Here is a 14,319-nt window from a genome sequence, read left to right on the forward strand (position 1 = left end):
GGTCGGCGAGCCGGGGTCGACGAGCCGGGGGCGGGCGAGGGCCTGGGCGGGCGAGGGCCTGGGCGGGGCGAGGGGATGTGCGCTCAGTACATGCGTTTGCCGCCGCCGGCGTAGATCGTCTGACCGGAGACCCAGCGCGCCTGCTCGGAGGCGAGGAAGACCGCGATGTCCGCGATGTCGTGAGGTTGGCCGACCCGGCCGAACGGGCTCAGCGCGTCGGCCTCCGCCCGCATCTCCGCGCTGATCCAGCCGGTCTGCACCGGACCGGGGGCAATGGTGTTGACGGTGATCCCGGCCGAGGCCATCTCCTGGGCGGCCGATCGGCTCAGGCTCTCCAGGGCGTACTTCGTGGCGCCGTAGGACACCTCGCCGGCGAACTGCGGCGCCGCGTCGGTGCTGAGGTTGACGATCCGGCCCCAGCCGCCGGCTCGTTGCAGTACCCGACGGTGGAACTCCGCCATCAGGATCGCCGGGGCGCGGGTGTTGACCGCGAAGTGCGCGTCGAGGTTGGCGGCGTCGACCACGGCGCAGTCGAAGTAGAAGACCGGGTCGCGTTGCGGCACGAACGTGTCCGGGACGCAGTAGGCGGCGTTGTTGACCAGGATCTCGACCGGGCCGAGTACCGCCTCCACCCGGTCGAAGACCTCCACGCACGCCGCCGGATCGGCCAGGTCGACCAGGAAGCGCCGCGCGTCGACATCCGCCTCGTGCAGGCCGGCCAGAACCTCACCGCCGTCGGAGGCGGTCGCGGCGGCGTACATCCGCGCGTCCGGGCCCTCCTCCGGCTCCCCGGCCTGCTCCGGCCGTTCGGCGGTGGGCAGGAAGGCGAGCGCGACGCGTGCGCCTTCCCGCCCGAGCGCGTGGGCGATCGCGGCGCCGATCCCCAGCGGGCTGTTCGAACCGGTCACCATGGCAACCCGCCCGGTCAGTCCGGCATCGATCATGACGCGGACCTCAGCGGACCATGAGGACGTGCTCACCGCGGGGTACGAGTTCGCCGATGACCGGCGCGCCCGGGATCTCGCCCGCGAGCAGCAGCCCACCGGAGGTCTGCGCGTCGGCGAGCAGCAGCGCCTCGTCGGTGCTGACGGCCGACACGTCGGCGTACGGCGCCACCCAGTCGAGGTTGCGCCGCGTCCCGCCGCTGACGTAGCCGTCGCGCAGCGCCTCGCGCGCGCCGGCGAGGTAGGGAACCGCGGCGGCGTCGACGACCGCGCTCACGCCACTGGCCCGGGCCAGCTTGTAGAGGTGGCCGAGCAGTCCGAACCCGGTGACGTCGGTGCCGCATCGTACCCCGGCGTCGACGGCGGCCCGGGACGCCGCCGCGTTGAGGGTGGTCATCGCGGCGACGGCCTCCTCGAAGACCTCACCGGTCGCCTTGTGCCGGGAGTTGAGGACACCGACGCCGAGCGGCTTGGTGAGCGAGAGCGGCTGGCCGGCTCGGCCGGCGTCGTTGCGCATCACCCGGTCGGGGTCGACCAGCCCGGTCACCGCCATGCCGTACTTCGGCTCCGGGTCGTCCACGCTGTGGCCACCCGCGAGGTGACAGCCCGCCTGGCGTGCGACGTCGAGTCCGCCCTGCAGCACCCTGGTCGCGAGGTCGAAGGGCAGCACCTCCCGCGGCCAGGCAAGCAGGTTGACCGCCACCAACGGCGTACCGCCCATCGCGTACACGTCGGAGAGCGCGTTGGTCGCGGCGATCCGGCCCCAGTCGTAGGCGTCGTCGACCACTGGGGTGAAGAAGTCGGTGGTCACGACGACGGCGAGGCCGTCCCGGATCGAGACCACGGCCGCGTCGTCCCCGGAGTCGAGGCCGACCAGGATCTCGCCGGGAGGCTCGGGCACGTCGCCGGCCACGTTGGTGGTGAGGCCGGCGACGATCTCCTCGAGCTCACCGGGGGGAATCTTGCAGGCGCAGCCGCCGCCGTGGGCGTACTGCGTCAGTCGGACCAGGTCACTCGCCGGGGAGGTCGGTGCGGCACTCGTCTGCGTCATACGCCCCATGTTTCCCCTCGGGGCGTATGTGCACCACCGCCGGCCCGCTCACCGCTACGCCGGACGCACGGCTAGCCGAGGTCGTACTCGAAGACGTAGGTGTGGCTACCGTCCTCGTGACGAGTGATCTCGATGTCGCCTCGGAGTCCCCGCAGTTCGCCCGTCCCCGTGTCGGGGACGACGGAGACGTCCGGTGTTCCGGCGCCGTCCTCGGCGGTCATGCGAGCGGAGTGCTGGATCACGAACGTCCCGGCCCGACCGGCGAGGCGCGCGCTCACGCGCTCGATCCCGACGTACGCGGCCGACGTCGGGACCTGGGCGAGAGCGGTGAGCAGGCGGGCGGTGCTCGTACCCTCCAGGTCGCCGTGCCAGTTCTTGCCGACCTCGATGTCGGCGAGTTCGGCGCCCTCGGCCTGGTCGTAGGTGGAGCTGTCCCAGCGGGTGATGTCGAAACTGCCGGTCGCGCGGTGACCCATGGTGGTTCCTCTTCGTCGGTCCGGGTGAACACGCGTCATGCTTCCGCACGTACCTGTCAACTCCTGTCAGGTACGTGCGGTGCCGAGCCGTCTCATTCGGGCCGGGTCAGCGGGCCGGGTCAGCGGGCCGGGTCAACTGGTGCGCGGCCAGCAGCGACGTCCACACCAGAGCGAGCGCGATCGCGACGGCGAGGGCGACGTTGACGGCCCGGGCCCCCTGCAGCCCGAAGAGCGACAGCCAGGTCACCAGGAACAGCGCCCCCGTCGACGCGCTGAAGACGGCCCAGCCGCGGTACCCGGTCGCGGCGAACCGCCGGGCGAACACGAAGCACGCGGCGATGAGGGCGAGGAACGCGACCCCGGAGACGAGGAGGTGCACGACCGCGTGCCAGCTCATGGTCGTCGGCGGGCCGAGCGGCGTGCCAGGCGGGAAACCGTCGGCCGGGTCGGCGGAGAAGCAGCCCGCGGCGACCATCCCGGCCCCGAGGACGCCGATGAGCCGCGGACCCCACGTACCGCCCCGGCCTGCGACGCGACCCAGCATCCGGCGCAGCCCGCTCGCGTACGCGACGAACAGCAGGCCGGTGACCACGAAGGTGGCGATCTGGATCCACCCGCGGTCGCCGTTGCTCAACATGCTCGCCGGGTGTCGGCTGATGTCGAACCCGTCCCTGGTGAGCATCTGCAGGACGACCACGACGACGTAGAGCGGGCCGGCGAGGATGCCGCACGTCAGCAGCGTTCGCGTCGATCTGGCGGCGGCTCTGTCGGGCGCTCTGCCGGCCGTCGTGGTGAGGTTCTCGGTCATCGGTCCGCCTCTCGTCCTCCGGTACCCGCCCGGACGCAGAATGTCAGCGACAACTTATATAAGTCAAGGATGAGTAATCTTGGGACTCGCCGATGCCGGCGCGACCAGATCAGCTCCACACAGCGCCACACAGCGCCAGTGGGTCGCGGCGGTGCGGTGAAGCCGGAGAACTTCCGCGACGCGACATCGGGCCACCGCGAGGTGAGGAGCTGCGACTGGAACAATGTGCGGATGGTTCGTGGAGGCGTCTCCGGCCTGGTGGCCGGCACGGTCTTCAACACCGATGAGCGGCAGGAGCTGCCGCTGGCGGGTTCGATTCCCGTCCGCCTCCGCCACCAGCGGCCCGGCGTCCGTCCGCTACCGCAGGGAGCGCGCCGCCGATGACAGACGCCCGCCGCCACGTCCCGCGCACCGATGTCGTGCTCGCCGATCCCCGGCTTGCCGAGGCGATCCGTGCCCTCGGTCGCACCGCCGTGAAGGCCACGATCGTGGCGACGCAACAGCGCGTACGCGCCGGCGAGGTGCACCCCGAGTCGCTGGTCGACGTCGTACTGTCCGCGCTGCCCGAGCACGCGACGACACTCCGCCGGGTCGTCAACGCCACCGGCGTCATCGTCCACACCAACCTCGGCCGGGCACCGCTGTCGGCGGCCGCTCGCGACGCGCTGGACGTCGCCGCCGGGACGACCGACGTGGAGTTCGACCTGGCCACCGGCGAACGCGCACGACGCGGACGCGGCGCGCTCGCGGCACTCGCCAACGCGGTGCCCGACGCGGGTGCCGTCCACGTCGTCAACAACAACGCGGCAGCGTTGCTCCTCACCGCCCTGACCCTCGCGCCCGGCGCCGAGATCGTGCTGAGCCGAGGGGAGTTCGTGGAGATCGGCGACGGCTTCCGCATCCCCGAACTCCTCGCCGCCAGCGGCGCACGGCTCCGCGAGGTCGGCACGACCAACCGCACCACCCTGCGCGACTACCAGGCGGCGATCGGGCCCGACACCGGGTTCGTCCTGAAGATCCACCCGTCCAACTTCGTGGTCTCGGGCTTCACCGCGAGCGTCGGTGTGCGCGAGCTCGCCACCCTCGACGTCCCCCTCGTCGTCGACATCGGCTCCGGTCTGCTGGCTCCCCACCCACTGCTGCCCGACGAACCGGACGCGGCCAGCACACTGCGGGCCGGCGCGACACTCGTCACCGCCAGCGGCGACAAGCTGCTCGGCGGACCCCAGGCCGGCCTGCTGTTCGGCTCCTCCGAGGTCGTGGAGCGGGTACGCCGGCACCCCGCCGCGCGGGCGATGCGCGTCGACAAGCTGACCCTCGCGGCGCTGGAGGCGACCCTGCGTGGGCCGACCCCACCCGTGCGCGCCGCACTCGACGCGGCCGAGGACGAGCTGCGGATCCGGGCGGAGAAGGTCGCGGCCGGTCTCGCCGGGAGCGGCGTCGACGCCGAGGCGGTCCGGTGCCGCTCGGCGGTGGGCGGTGGCGGCGCACCCGAGGTGGAGCTACCCAGCTGGGGTGTCGCCGTTCCGGCCGCGTGGGGGCAGCGCCTGCGGGTCGGCACACCGCCGGTGGTCGGTCGGGTCCACGGCCACAGGTGTGTCCTCGACCTGCGAACCGTCGACCCGGCCGAGGACGCCACACTCGCCGTCGCCGTGACCGCTGTGGCCGGGGTGGCCGGGGTGGCCGGGGTGGCCGACGGCTCGAGTCACCCGCCCGCGCCGAACCGCGCCGGCGCCCCCGGACCCCGCTGATGCACGTCATCGCGACCGCCGGCCACGTCGACCATGGCAAGTCGACCCTGGTCCGCAGGCTCACCGACATGGAACCCGACCGCTGGGCGGAGGAACGCCGCCGCGGCCTGACCATCGACCTCGGCTTCGCCTGGACGACACTGTCGGACGGGCAGCGACTCGCGTTCGTCGACGTACCCGGCCACGAACGCTTCGTCCCCAACATGCTCGCCGGTGTCGGACCGGTGCCCGCGACCATGTTCGTGGTTGCCGCGGACGAAGGCTGGCGGGAGCAGTCGACCGAACACCTCGCCGCCCTCGACGCCCTCGCCGTCCGGCACGGTCTGCTCGTCGTGACCCGCTCGGACCTGGCCGACCCCGAACCCGCCCGGGCGCGGGCCCTCGAACACCTGGCCGGCACGACGCTCGGCCGGGTGCCCTCCGTCGCGGTGAGTGGCCGCACCGGGGCCGGCCTGGACGAGCTTCGCGAGGAACTCCGCGCACTCACCCGGCGGCTGCCGGCTCCGGATCCGGCGGCCGACGTACGACTGTGGGTCGACCGGTCGTTCACCGTCCGCGGCGCGGGGACGGTCGTCACCGGCACGCTCGCCGCGGGGACCCTCGCGGTCGGCGACGAGCTCGTGGCACACGGGCGCGGAACGCGGCGTGCGGCCGGGGTACGGGTTCGGGTCCGGGGCCTCCAGGCACTCGGGACCGACCAGTCCACCGTCTCCGCGCCGGCCCGGGTCGCGGTCAACCTGCGCGGCGTCGAGCGTTCGGACCTGGCCCGCGGCGACGCCCTCCTCACGCCGGAGTCCTGGGTCACCACCGAGGTCGCGGACGTCATGCTGCGCTACGCCACCGACGAACCACCGGCCGGAACGCTGGTCCTGCACACCGGCGCGGCGGCCGTCCCCGTCCGGGCGCGCCCGCTCGGCCCGGACACCGCCCGGCTCACCCTCGACCGGCCGCTCCCGCTCCGCACCGGAGACCACGGCCTGCTCCGCGACCCGGGCCGGCACGAGGTCGCGGCCGGTGTCCTCGTCCTCGACGTCGCACCCGCGGCACTGCACCGGCGCGGAGCCGCGCGACTGCGGGCCCAGGCGCTGGCCGCCGCGGTGGACGTGGCCGACCGACCCGCCCAACTCGCGGCACGCGTCGCCCACCTGCGGCTACGCGAACACGGCCTCGCCCGCCGCTCCGAGCTGTCGGCCATGGGGCTCCTCGCGGCGGGCCGCGCCCTCGACGAGGAGTGGTACGCCGACGAAGCGCACTGGGCGGAACTGGTCCGCCGGGCACCCGAGGAGCTCGCGGCCTGGCAGCGGGAGCACCCACTGGCCGCGGGCATGCCCGCCGACGTAGTCCGCCAGCGCCTCGACCTGCCCGCGGCGCTGATGTCGACCGTCACCGCGGCGGCCGGGCTCGTGCTGCGTGACGGGCTGGTCCGGCGTCCGGGCGCCGACACGGCGCTGCCCCCACCTGTGGAGAAGGCGGTCCGGGCGCTCGAGGACGAACTCGCCGCCGCACCGTTCGCCGCGCCGGACGCCAAACGCCTGGAGGCGCTCGGACTCGGCACCCGCGAACTCGCCGCCGCCGTCCGCGCCGGACGCCTGGTCAAGGTGGCCGACGGCCTCGTGCTGCTGCCGGACGCGGTGGAGCGGGCCGGGCGCACTCTCGCGACCCTCGATCCGCCGTTCACCCTCAGCCAGGCGAAGAACGCGCTCGGGACCACGCGCCGGGTGGCGGTGCCTCTGCTGGAGCTGCTCGACGAGCGCGGCGTCACTGACCGGCTGTCCGACAGCACGCGCCGACTCCGCTCCTAGAAGCCGCCGGGTCCCACCGGTCGGCACACCGGGGTCTTCGCGGGTCCACGATCAGGTCCGGCCCGACGTCTTTGGGCCCGGGGCGCTAGCCTGGCTACCGCCGGTATCCGGCACGGATCACCCCTCCTGGGTGTTTGTGTCGGTACCGTCCGGGAAGGGTCGACCTCGGGAGGCGATCATGGGCGTACGACAGTGGATCGAAGGTTGGCCCGTCTACCGCCAGCTGACGGGCAGCGACCCGCTCGGCCGCGGTTCGGCGGTGACCTCGGCCCGCACCCGTGAGCTGGAGGCCCGTACGGCGAAGGCCGACTCGGTTGTCCGTTCGGTCTGTCCCTACTGCGCGGTCGGCTGCGGCCAGAAGGTCTACGTCAGGGACGGCCAGGTCACCCAGATCGAGGGCGACCCCGACTCCCCGATCTCCCGCGGCCGGCTGTGCCCCAAGGGCTCCGCGAGCAAGCAGCTCGTCACCAGCCACACCCGCGTCACGACGGTCCTCTACCGCCGTCCGCGCGGGCGCGACTGGGAGCACCTCCCCCTCGACAAGGCGATGGACATGGTGGCCGACCGGGTGATCGAAACCCGCCGGCGCACCTGGCAGCAGGACTTCGAAGGCCGGCGCGTACGCCGCACCATGGGCATCGCGAGCCTGGGTGGGGCGACGCTGGACAACGAAGAGAACTACCTGATGAAGAAGCTCTACAGCGCCATGGGCGCCATCCAGATCGAGAACCAGGCCCGGATTTGACACTCCGCCACCGTTCCCGGTCTGGGAACGAGTTTCGGTCGTGGCGGTGCCACGACGTTCCAGCAGGACCTCGCCAACGCTGACTGCATCCTCATCGAGGGCTCCAACATGGCCGAGTGCCATCCCGTGGGGTTCCAGTGGGTGATGGAGGCCAAGGCCAGGGGCGCGAAGATCATCCACGTCGACCCCAGGTTCACCCGGACCAGCGCGGTCGCCGACACCCACGTCGCGCTGCGGGCGGGCTCGGACATCGTGTTCCTCGGCGGCCTGGTCAACCACGTGCTGAGCAACGGCCTGGAGTTCCGGGACTACGTCACCGCCTACACCAACGCGGGCGCGATCCTGCGCGAGGACTTCCGCGACACCGAGGACCTCGACGGCCTCTTCTCCGGCTACGACCCCGACAACAGGCACTACGACACCCAGTCCTGGATGTACGAGGGCGCGGTGACACCTCCGGCTGCCGGTGAACGCGAGGAGGGCCCGGCCCGGGTCGAACCAGACGGTGACGGGGACACCGGAGGCCAGGGCGCCACGCAGGAGCACGGCGGCGCCCAGCACCGGGCGGCGGCGCGCGCGGAGGCCTACGGAAGTGGTGGGGCCGCCCTGACCACCAAGGCGCGGATCGACCCGACGCTAGAACACCCGCGCTGCGTGTTCCAGGTCCTCAAACGACACTTCGCCCGCTACACACCGGAGATGGTCGAGGAGACGTGCGGCATCTCCCGGGAGCAGTTCCTCGAGGTCGCCCGCGCGATCACCGAGAACTCCGGCCGGGAGAAGACGACGGCGCTGGTCTACTCCGTCGGCTGGACCCAGCACACGGTCGGCGTGCAGTACATCCGTACGGCGTCGATCCTGCAGTTGCTCCTCGGCAACATCGGCCGTCCCGGTGGCGGCATCCTCGCCCTGCGCGGCCACGCCAGCATCCAGGGCTCCACCGACATCCCCACTCTCTTCAACCTGCTCCCGGGCTACCTGCCGATGCCGCACGCCCGTCAGCACCTCGACCTCGATGCCTACGTCGCGACCGACGAGGGACAGACCGGGTTCTGGGGCAACATCCGTAGCTACGCCGTGAGCCTGCTCAAGGCGTGGTGGGGCGACGCGGCCACGCCCGAGAACGACTTCTGCTTCGACTACCTCCCGCGCCTCAGCGGCGACCACGGCACCTACCAGACAGTCCTGAACCAGCTGTCCGGTGAGTGCAAGGGCTACTTCCTGGTCGGGGAGAATCCCGCGGTCGGCTCGGCCAACGCCAAGCTGCAGCGGCTCGGCATGGCCAACCTCGACTGGCTCGTCGTCCGTGACCTGCAGATGATCGAGAGCGCGACGTTCTGGAAGGACGGTCCGGAGATCGAGACGGGTGAACTCGCGGTCGAGGAGATCCCGACCGAGGTCTTCTTCTTCCCCGCGGCGGCCCACACCGAGAAGTCCGGCAGCTTCACCAACACCCAGCGCCTGCTCCAGTGGCACCACCAGGCGGTCGAGCCGCCCGACGAAGCCCGCAGCGACCTGTGGTTCTACTACCACCTCGGCCGGATCATCCGGGACAAGCTCGCGGGTTCGACCGACGAGCGTGACCGCCCGCTGCTCGACCTGACCTGGGACTACCCGACCGAGGGGGAGTTCGACGACCCGAGCGCGGACGCCGTACTCCGGGAGATCAACGGTGTCGGCCCGGACGGCGCCGCACTCTCCTCCTACACCGAGCTCAAGGCGGACGGCAGCACCTCCTGCGGCACCTGGATCTACAGCGGTGTCTACGCCGGCGAGCACAACCACGCCGCCAACCGGCAGCCGGGCCAGGACCAGAGCTGGGTCGCACCGGGCTGGGCGTGGGCCTGGCCGGCCAACCGCCGGATCCTCTACAACCGGGCCTCCGCCGACCCGCAGGGCCGGCCCTGGAGCGAACGCAAGCGGTACGTCTGGTGGGACACCGCGCGGCTGCGCTGGGTCGGCGAGGACGTCCCCGACTTCGAGCCGACGAAGCCGCCGGACTACGTCCCGCCCGAGGGCGCCCGCGCCGAACACGCGCTGGCCGGTACCGACCCGTTCATCATGCAGGCCGACGGCAAGGCCTGGCTGTTCGCGCCCGCCGGTCTGGCCGACGGGCCCCTGCCGGCCCACTATGAACCGGCCGAGTCGCCGATGGACAACCCGTTGTACGGGCAGCAGGCCAACCCGACCCTGCAGGCCTACCCGCGCCGCACCAACCGCTACAACCCGACCAACGGCGAGCGTGGTGCGGAGGTGTTCCCGTACGTCTTCACGACGTACCGGCTCACCGAACACCACACGGCCGGCGGGATGAGCCGGACCCTGCCCTACCTCTCCGAACTCCAGCCCGAGTTCTTCTGCGAGGTGTCACCTGAACTCGCCGCCGAGCGCGGCCTGACCCACCTGGGCTGGGCGACGATCGTCTCCGCGCGGACGGCGATCGAGGCACGGGTGATGGTGACCGAACGCATGAAGCCGCTGCGGATGCGGCGCCGGACCATCCACCAGGTCGGCCTGCCCTACCACTGGGGCCCCAACGGCCTCAGTACCGGCGACGCGGCCAACGAACTCCTGTCCGTCGTCCTGGACCCCAACGTCCACATCCAGGAGTCCAAGGCGGCGACCTGCGACATCCGGCCGGGCCGCAGGCCGCGAGGCAAGGCGTTGTTGAGCATGCTGGCCGACTACCGTGGGCGGGCCGGGCTGCCGACGGACGCCGAGCCGAACGGCGTGGCCGGTGCGGGCGGCACCAGCGGTTTCCTCGGCCGCGGACCAGGGCCGAGCGGGGACACGCAAGGACCGACGACAGGAGGGGCTCCCCGATGAGTAACCGTCTGGCCGGGCCACTGGCCGACCCCGCCACCGACGCCGGCTACCCACCTGACCATCCAGAGCGGGTCGGCTTCTTCACCGACACCTCGGTCTGCATCGGCTGCAAGGCCTGCGAGGTCGCGTGCAAGGAGTGGAATATGTTGCCCGAGGACGGCATCGCCCTCCTCGGGCAGTCCTACGACAACACCGGCGCGCTGGGTTCGAGCACTTGGCGACACGTCGCCTTCGTCGAGCAGCGGGTGTCGGACACCAAAGCGCCCGTCGATCTCGGCATGCCCACCATCGGTACGCCGGGCCGGCTCGACCCGACCACCGCCCGCACCGTCGGCGAGGGCAACGGCGCCGACAGCGGCGCCCTGCGCTGGCTGATGTCGAGTGATGTCTGCAAGCACTGCACGCACGCCGCCTGCCTCGACGTCTGCCCGACCGGTGCGTTGTTCCGCAGCGAGTTCGGCACCGTCGTCGTCCAGGACGACGTGTGCAACGGGTGCGGCTACTGCGTGTCGGCCTGCCCCTACGGCGTCATCGACATCCGGCCCGACAACGGCGGCGCGTTCAAGTGCACGATGTGTTACGACCGGCTCGGCGACGGGCTGGAGCCGGCGTGTGCGAAGGCGTGTCCGACCGACTCGATCCAGTTCGGGCCACTCGACGAACTCCGCGAGCGGGCCCGCGCCCGGGTCGAGACCCTGCGGGAGGCCGGCGTCGACACGGCCCGGCTCTACGGCGAGGACCCGGGCGACGGTGTCGGTGGGGACGGTGCGTTCTTCCTGCTGCTGGACGAACCCGAGATCTACGGGCTCCCGCCCGACCCGGTGGTCACCACCCGCGACATCCCGTCGATGTGGGCACACGCCGCCGTCGCCGCCCTGACCCTGGCCGGCGCGATCGCGGCGTCCTTCCTGGGGCGGCGCCGATGAAGACCCGTGAAGAGCTCCAGGTGCCGAAGGCGGAGTTCCGCTCCTACTACGGCCGTCCGATCCTCAAGCAGCCGCACTGGCGCGTCCCCGACGTACCCCTCTATCTGTTCCTGGGTGGGCTCGCGGGCGCGTCCGCGAGCATGGCGGCCCTCGCCGACCTCACCGGACGGCCGGAGCTGGCCCGGGTCGGCCGGCTCGCCGCGGCCGGTGGGGCCTCGGCCAGCGTGGTGGCGTTGATCCACGACCTGGGTCGACCGACACGGTTCCTGAACATGCTGCGGGTGTTCAAGCCGACGTCCCCGCTGTCGGTCGGTTCGTGGATCCTCGCGCCGTTCTCCGCGGCGGCGACGACCGCCGCGGCCTCCTCGGTCACCGGTCTTCTTCCCCAGGTGGGGCGGGTGGCGGGAATCGGCGCCGGGGTCCTGGGTCCGGCCCTGTCCACCTACACCGCGGTCCTGCTCGCCGACACCGCCGTTCCCGCCTGGCACGAGTACTACCCGGAGCTGCCGTTCGTCTTCGGTGGCAGCGCGCTGGCCAGCGCCGCGGGCGCCGCACTGGTCGCCGCGCCGCCCGCCGAGCAGGCTCCCGCCCGAAAGATGGCGGTCCTCGGCGCCGGCCTGGAACTCGCCGCCATGAGCCGGATCGAACGCCGTGGCGGGGTGGTGGGCGAGCCCTACCGGCAGGGCCGTCCGCACCAGCTGCTGCGCGCGGGTCGGATCCTCACCGGTGTCGGCGCGGGCCTGGCGGTCCTCGGGCGGCGCAGCCGGCTGACCTCGGCGGTCGCCGGAACCGCGCTCCTCGCGGGTGGGCTGTGCACGAGGTTCGGCGTCTTCTACGCCGGGCGGGCATCCGCGGCCGACCCGAGGTACGTCGTCCTCCCCCAGCGCGAGCGGCTGGCCGCCCAGGCGGCCCAGGCCGGCCAGCGCGGGACGGCGGATGGCACAACCCCGTCGAGCACGCCGTAGGTTCAGTGGAGGCAGGATGGGCGGATGCGGATTCGCGCTGTCAGCCCGGACCTCCTGGTCGAGGAGATCGCCGACTCGATCGCGGCACGCCCGGCCGACTCCTGGACTCGGGTGCTGGTCGACGGCGCACCGCCGACCACGCCGGCCGAGTGGGCCGACGCGCTGGCCGCTCCCCTGCGTGCTCGCGGCCGCGCCGTGGTCCGAGTACGCGCCGAGGACTACCTGCGTCCGGCGTCCCTGCGCTTCGAACGAGGCCGCACCGACCCGGACGTGCTCTATGAGGACTGGCTCGACGACCGGGGCCTGATCCGCGAGGTCCTCGAGCCCCTCGATCCGGGCGGCACCGGCCGGATCCTGCCGGCGCTGTGGAACGCCGAGACCGACCGCGCCCACCGCGCCGACTACCTGGTCGTCCCACCGGGCGGCGTGCTGTTGTTGAGTGGCTCGCTGTTGCTGGGTCGCTGGCTGCCGGTCGACCTCGCGGTGCACCTGTCCCTGTCGCCGGCGGCCCTGGCCCGACAGACACCGGAGGAGGAGCACTGGATGCTCCCGGCGTACGACCGCTACGACGCCGAGGTCGAGCCGAGCGAGGTCGCCGAGATCGTCGTACGACTGGACAACCCGCGCCACCCCGCCGTCGTCGAGTCGACCCGCTGAGACCGCGGGCAGCTCCCTCGGGGCCGGAGGCGAGGACGTGTCTGTTCCCGGTCGTTCCCGGTCGACAACGTTGTAATGGCCGCGTACGCGCTACTACGGTGGCACGTCGGAAAGCGCTTCCCGTCCTACGTCGAGCCGCACCGCACTCGCCGGAACCATCGCTGGAGTGATCATGCGCATCCTCGTCCGGGCCACCGCGACGCTGGTCCTCGCCCTCGCCGCTCTCTGGGGAACGGCCGGACCCACCCCCGCCCGACCAGCCGCCGCCGCCCGCCCACCCGCCGTCGAGGGCCAACCCTGTGCCGCGCGGACCGGGGATGACGCCTACCCGAACCCGTTGAACGAGTGCGCCGCGGCCGATCCGGGCATGGTGATCCGGGGCAATACCTGGTACGCGTTCACCACCGGCATGAAGCTCTACAAGTCCAGCGACGCCGGGCACACCTGGAGCGATCTCGGCCGTTTCCTGCAGATCCCGGCCGGCTACGTCGACGCGTGGGCGCCGGAGGTCTACCGGATCGGGAACACCTGGATCTGCTACTTCTCGATGCGTCCGGGCCCGGGCCAGTTCGCCAAGGTGTTCGTCGCGACGTCGGACCGGCTGAAGAGCGGATGGCAGTTGCGGGAGCAGCCACTCGCTGAGGATCCGACCGTCAGCATGATCGACGCCAGCATGTTCCGCGCGCCCGGCGGCCAGCGTTACCTGCTCTACAAGGAGATCGGCAACCGGCGCATCATGATCGACCGACTGTCCGCCGACGGGCTCACCCTCGCCCGCCAGCCCACGCCGATCCTGTCCAACACACTGCCGTGGGAGGGCAACTCCGTCGAGGCGCCGAGCATGGTCTACCGGCGCGCCGACCGGCACTACTACCTCTTCTACAGCGGCAACCTCTACACACCGACCGGCCACTACGGCGTCGGCGTCGCCCGCGCCACCACACCAACCGCGTCCTTCGACGCCGGCAAGCTACCCGAGCCGATCCTGCGCGAGGACGCGGACTTCGCCTCACCGGGCCACCAGTTCCCGACCCAGGCGACGGTCGACGGGCGGCGGACCGACGTGCTCTTCTACCACGCGTACCCACTGCGCGACCCGGCCGGAAACCCACTCCCGAGCCCGGCGCCGCGAGCGCTGATGATGGACGTCCTCACCTGGGGAGCCGACGGCTGGCCGCAGGTTCATGACGGAACGCCCAGCCGGTAGGGGGAGCGCCTGCTAGGGTCCTCCCGTGATCGTGCGCGTGAACGGTTGGTGGTCCGCCTCCTAGGCGGCCCACCCGTTCAGCGCGACACCCAACGGCCGCCTCGACGAGGCGGCCGTCGTCATGTCCGGACCACCATGCCTCGTCGGGCAGGCCCGACCCG

The 14,319-nt window shown here is 72.2% G+C and carries 11 protein-coding genes, 1 tRNA gene and 1 pseudogene; 9 read left to right on the plus strand and 4 right to left on the minus strand.

Annotation, left to right across the window (positions count from 1 at the left end):
* Positions 1–83: 83 nt before the first annotated feature.
* The 4 genes from HEB94_RS46795 to HEB94_RS46810 form a co-directional block, all read right to left on the minus strand.
* Positions 84–944, minus strand: coding sequence for an SDR family oxidoreductase (locus HEB94_RS46795; RefSeq protein WP_192755808.1), 861 nt, complete (start codon positions 942–944; stop codon positions 84–86).
* A gap of 10 nt (positions 945–954) precedes the next feature.
* Positions 955–1,995: a selenide, water dikinase SelD gene (gene selD / locus HEB94_RS46800; protein WP_192755809.1), complete on the minus strand. Its 1,041-nt coding sequence runs from the start codon at positions 1,993–1,995 to the stop codon at positions 955–957.
* A 71-nt stretch (positions 1,996–2,066) separates the two neighbouring features.
* Positions 2,067–2,471, minus strand: a complete 405-nt coding sequence (locus tag HEB94_RS46805; RefSeq protein ID WP_192755810.1) for a DUF3224 domain-containing protein — start codon at positions 2,469–2,471, stop codon at positions 2,067–2,069.
* Between the two features lie 106 nt (positions 2,472–2,577).
* Entirely contained in the window at positions 2,578–3,279 is a 702-nt protein-coding gene (locus HEB94_RS46810; RefSeq protein WP_192755811.1) for a DUF998 domain-containing protein, read from the minus strand.
* Between the two features lie 240 nt (positions 3,280–3,519).
* On the opposite strand from HEB94_RS46810, the gene HEB94_RS46815 reads away from it, so the two are divergent.
* The 9 genes and pseudogenes from HEB94_RS46815 (at position 3,520) to HEB94_RS46855 (ending at position 14,158) form a co-directional block, all read left to right on the plus strand.
* Positions 3,520–3,614: transfer RNA gene (locus tag HEB94_RS46815), tRNA-Sec, on the plus strand.
* 45 nt (positions 3,615–3,659) lie between these two features.
* Positions 3,660–5,030, plus strand: a complete 1,371-nt coding sequence (selA, locus tag HEB94_RS46820; protein WP_192755812.1) for an L-seryl-tRNA(Sec) selenium transferase — start codon at positions 3,660–3,662, stop codon at positions 5,028–5,030.
* A complete protein-coding gene (gene selB / locus HEB94_RS46825) occupies positions 5,030–6,832 on the plus strand; it encodes a selenocysteine-specific translation elongation factor (protein WP_192755813.1) in 1,803 nt (600 codons plus the stop codon). The genes selA and selB overlap by 1 nt, the downstream gene beginning before the upstream one ends.
* A 178-nt stretch (positions 6,833–7,010) precedes the next feature.
* Positions 7,011–7,577, plus strand: coding sequence for a molybdopterin-binding domain-containing protein (locus HEB94_RS55140; RefSeq protein WP_192755814.1), 567 nt, complete (start codon positions 7,011–7,013; stop codon positions 7,575–7,577).
* 12 nt (positions 7,578–7,589) lie between these two features.
* Positions 7,590–10,403, plus strand: a pseudogene (gene fdh, locus HEB94_RS46835) (formate dehydrogenase); the annotation flags it as partial.
* Complete coding sequence (locus HEB94_RS46840) at positions 10,400–11,329, plus strand: 4Fe-4S dicluster domain-containing protein (RefSeq protein ID WP_192755815.1); 930 nt, start codon at positions 10,400–10,402, stop codon at positions 11,327–11,329. The pseudogene fdh and the gene HEB94_RS46840, both read left to right, overlap by 4 nt.
* A complete protein-coding gene (nrfD, locus tag HEB94_RS46845) occupies positions 11,326–12,294 on the plus strand; it encodes an NrfD/PsrC family molybdoenzyme membrane anchor subunit (protein ID WP_192755816.1) in 969 nt (322 codons plus the stop codon). The genes HEB94_RS46840 and nrfD overlap by 4 nt, the downstream gene beginning before the upstream one ends.
* A 24-nt stretch (positions 12,295–12,318) precedes the next feature.
* Positions 12,319–12,951 carry a nucleoside/nucleotide kinase family protein gene (locus HEB94_RS46850; RefSeq protein WP_192755817.1) on the plus strand — a complete coding sequence of 211 codons (633 nt, stop codon included), beginning with the start codon at positions 12,319–12,321 and terminating at the stop codon, positions 12,949–12,951.
* Positions 12,952–13,123: 172 nt separating this feature from the next.
* Positions 13,124–14,158, plus strand: a complete 1,035-nt coding sequence (locus HEB94_RS46855; protein ID WP_192755818.1) for a family 43 glycosylhydrolase — start codon at positions 13,124–13,126, stop codon at positions 14,156–14,158.
* Positions 14,159–14,319: the final 161 nt, after the last annotated feature.

The organism is Actinopolymorpha pittospori (assembly GCF_014873875.1).
GTDB lineage: Bacteria > Actinomycetota > Actinomycetes > Propionibacteriales > Actinopolymorphaceae > Actinopolymorpha > Actinopolymorpha pittospori.

What these genes read in the sequence shown, in the direction of transcription:
- selD (WP_192755809.1), bottom strand. Translation starts at nt 1,995, where the DNA reads ATGACGCAGACGAGTGCCGCACCGACCTCCCCGGCGAGTGACCTGGTC.
- selB (WP_192755813.1), top strand. Translation starts at nt 5,030, where the DNA reads ATGCACGTCATCGCGACCGCCGGCCACGTCGACCATGGCAAGTCGACC.
- HEB94_RS46795 (WP_192755808.1), bottom strand. Translation starts at nt 944, where the DNA reads ATGATCGATGCCGGACTGACCGGGCGGGTTGCCATGGTGACCGGTTCG.
- HEB94_RS46840 (WP_192755815.1), top strand. Translation starts at nt 10,400, where the DNA reads ATGAGTAACCGTCTGGCCGGGCCACTGGCCGACCCCGCCACCGACGCC.
- HEB94_RS46805 (WP_192755810.1), bottom strand. Translation starts at nt 2,471, where the DNA reads ATGGGTCACCGCGCGACCGGCAGTTTCGACATCACCCGCTGGGACAGC.
- HEB94_RS55140 (WP_192755814.1), top strand. Translation starts at nt 7,011, where the DNA reads ATGGGCGTACGACAGTGGATCGAAGGTTGGCCCGTCTACCGCCAGCTG.
- nrfD (WP_192755816.1), top strand. Translation starts at nt 11,326, where the DNA reads ATGAAGACCCGTGAAGAGCTCCAGGTGCCGAAGGCGGAGTTCCGCTCC.
- HEB94_RS46810 (WP_192755811.1), bottom strand. Translation starts at nt 3,279, where the DNA reads ATGACCGAGAACCTCACCACGACGGCCGGCAGAGCGCCCGACAGAGCC.
- HEB94_RS46850 (WP_192755817.1), top strand. Translation starts at nt 12,319, where the DNA reads ATGCGGATTCGCGCTGTCAGCCCGGACCTCCTGGTCGAGGAGATCGCC.
- selA (WP_192755812.1), top strand. Translation starts at nt 3,660, where the DNA reads ATGACAGACGCCCGCCGCCACGTCCCGCGCACCGATGTCGTGCTCGCC.
- HEB94_RS46855 (WP_192755818.1), top strand. Translation starts at nt 13,124, where the DNA reads ATGCGCATCCTCGTCCGGGCCACCGCGACGCTGGTCCTCGCCCTCGCC.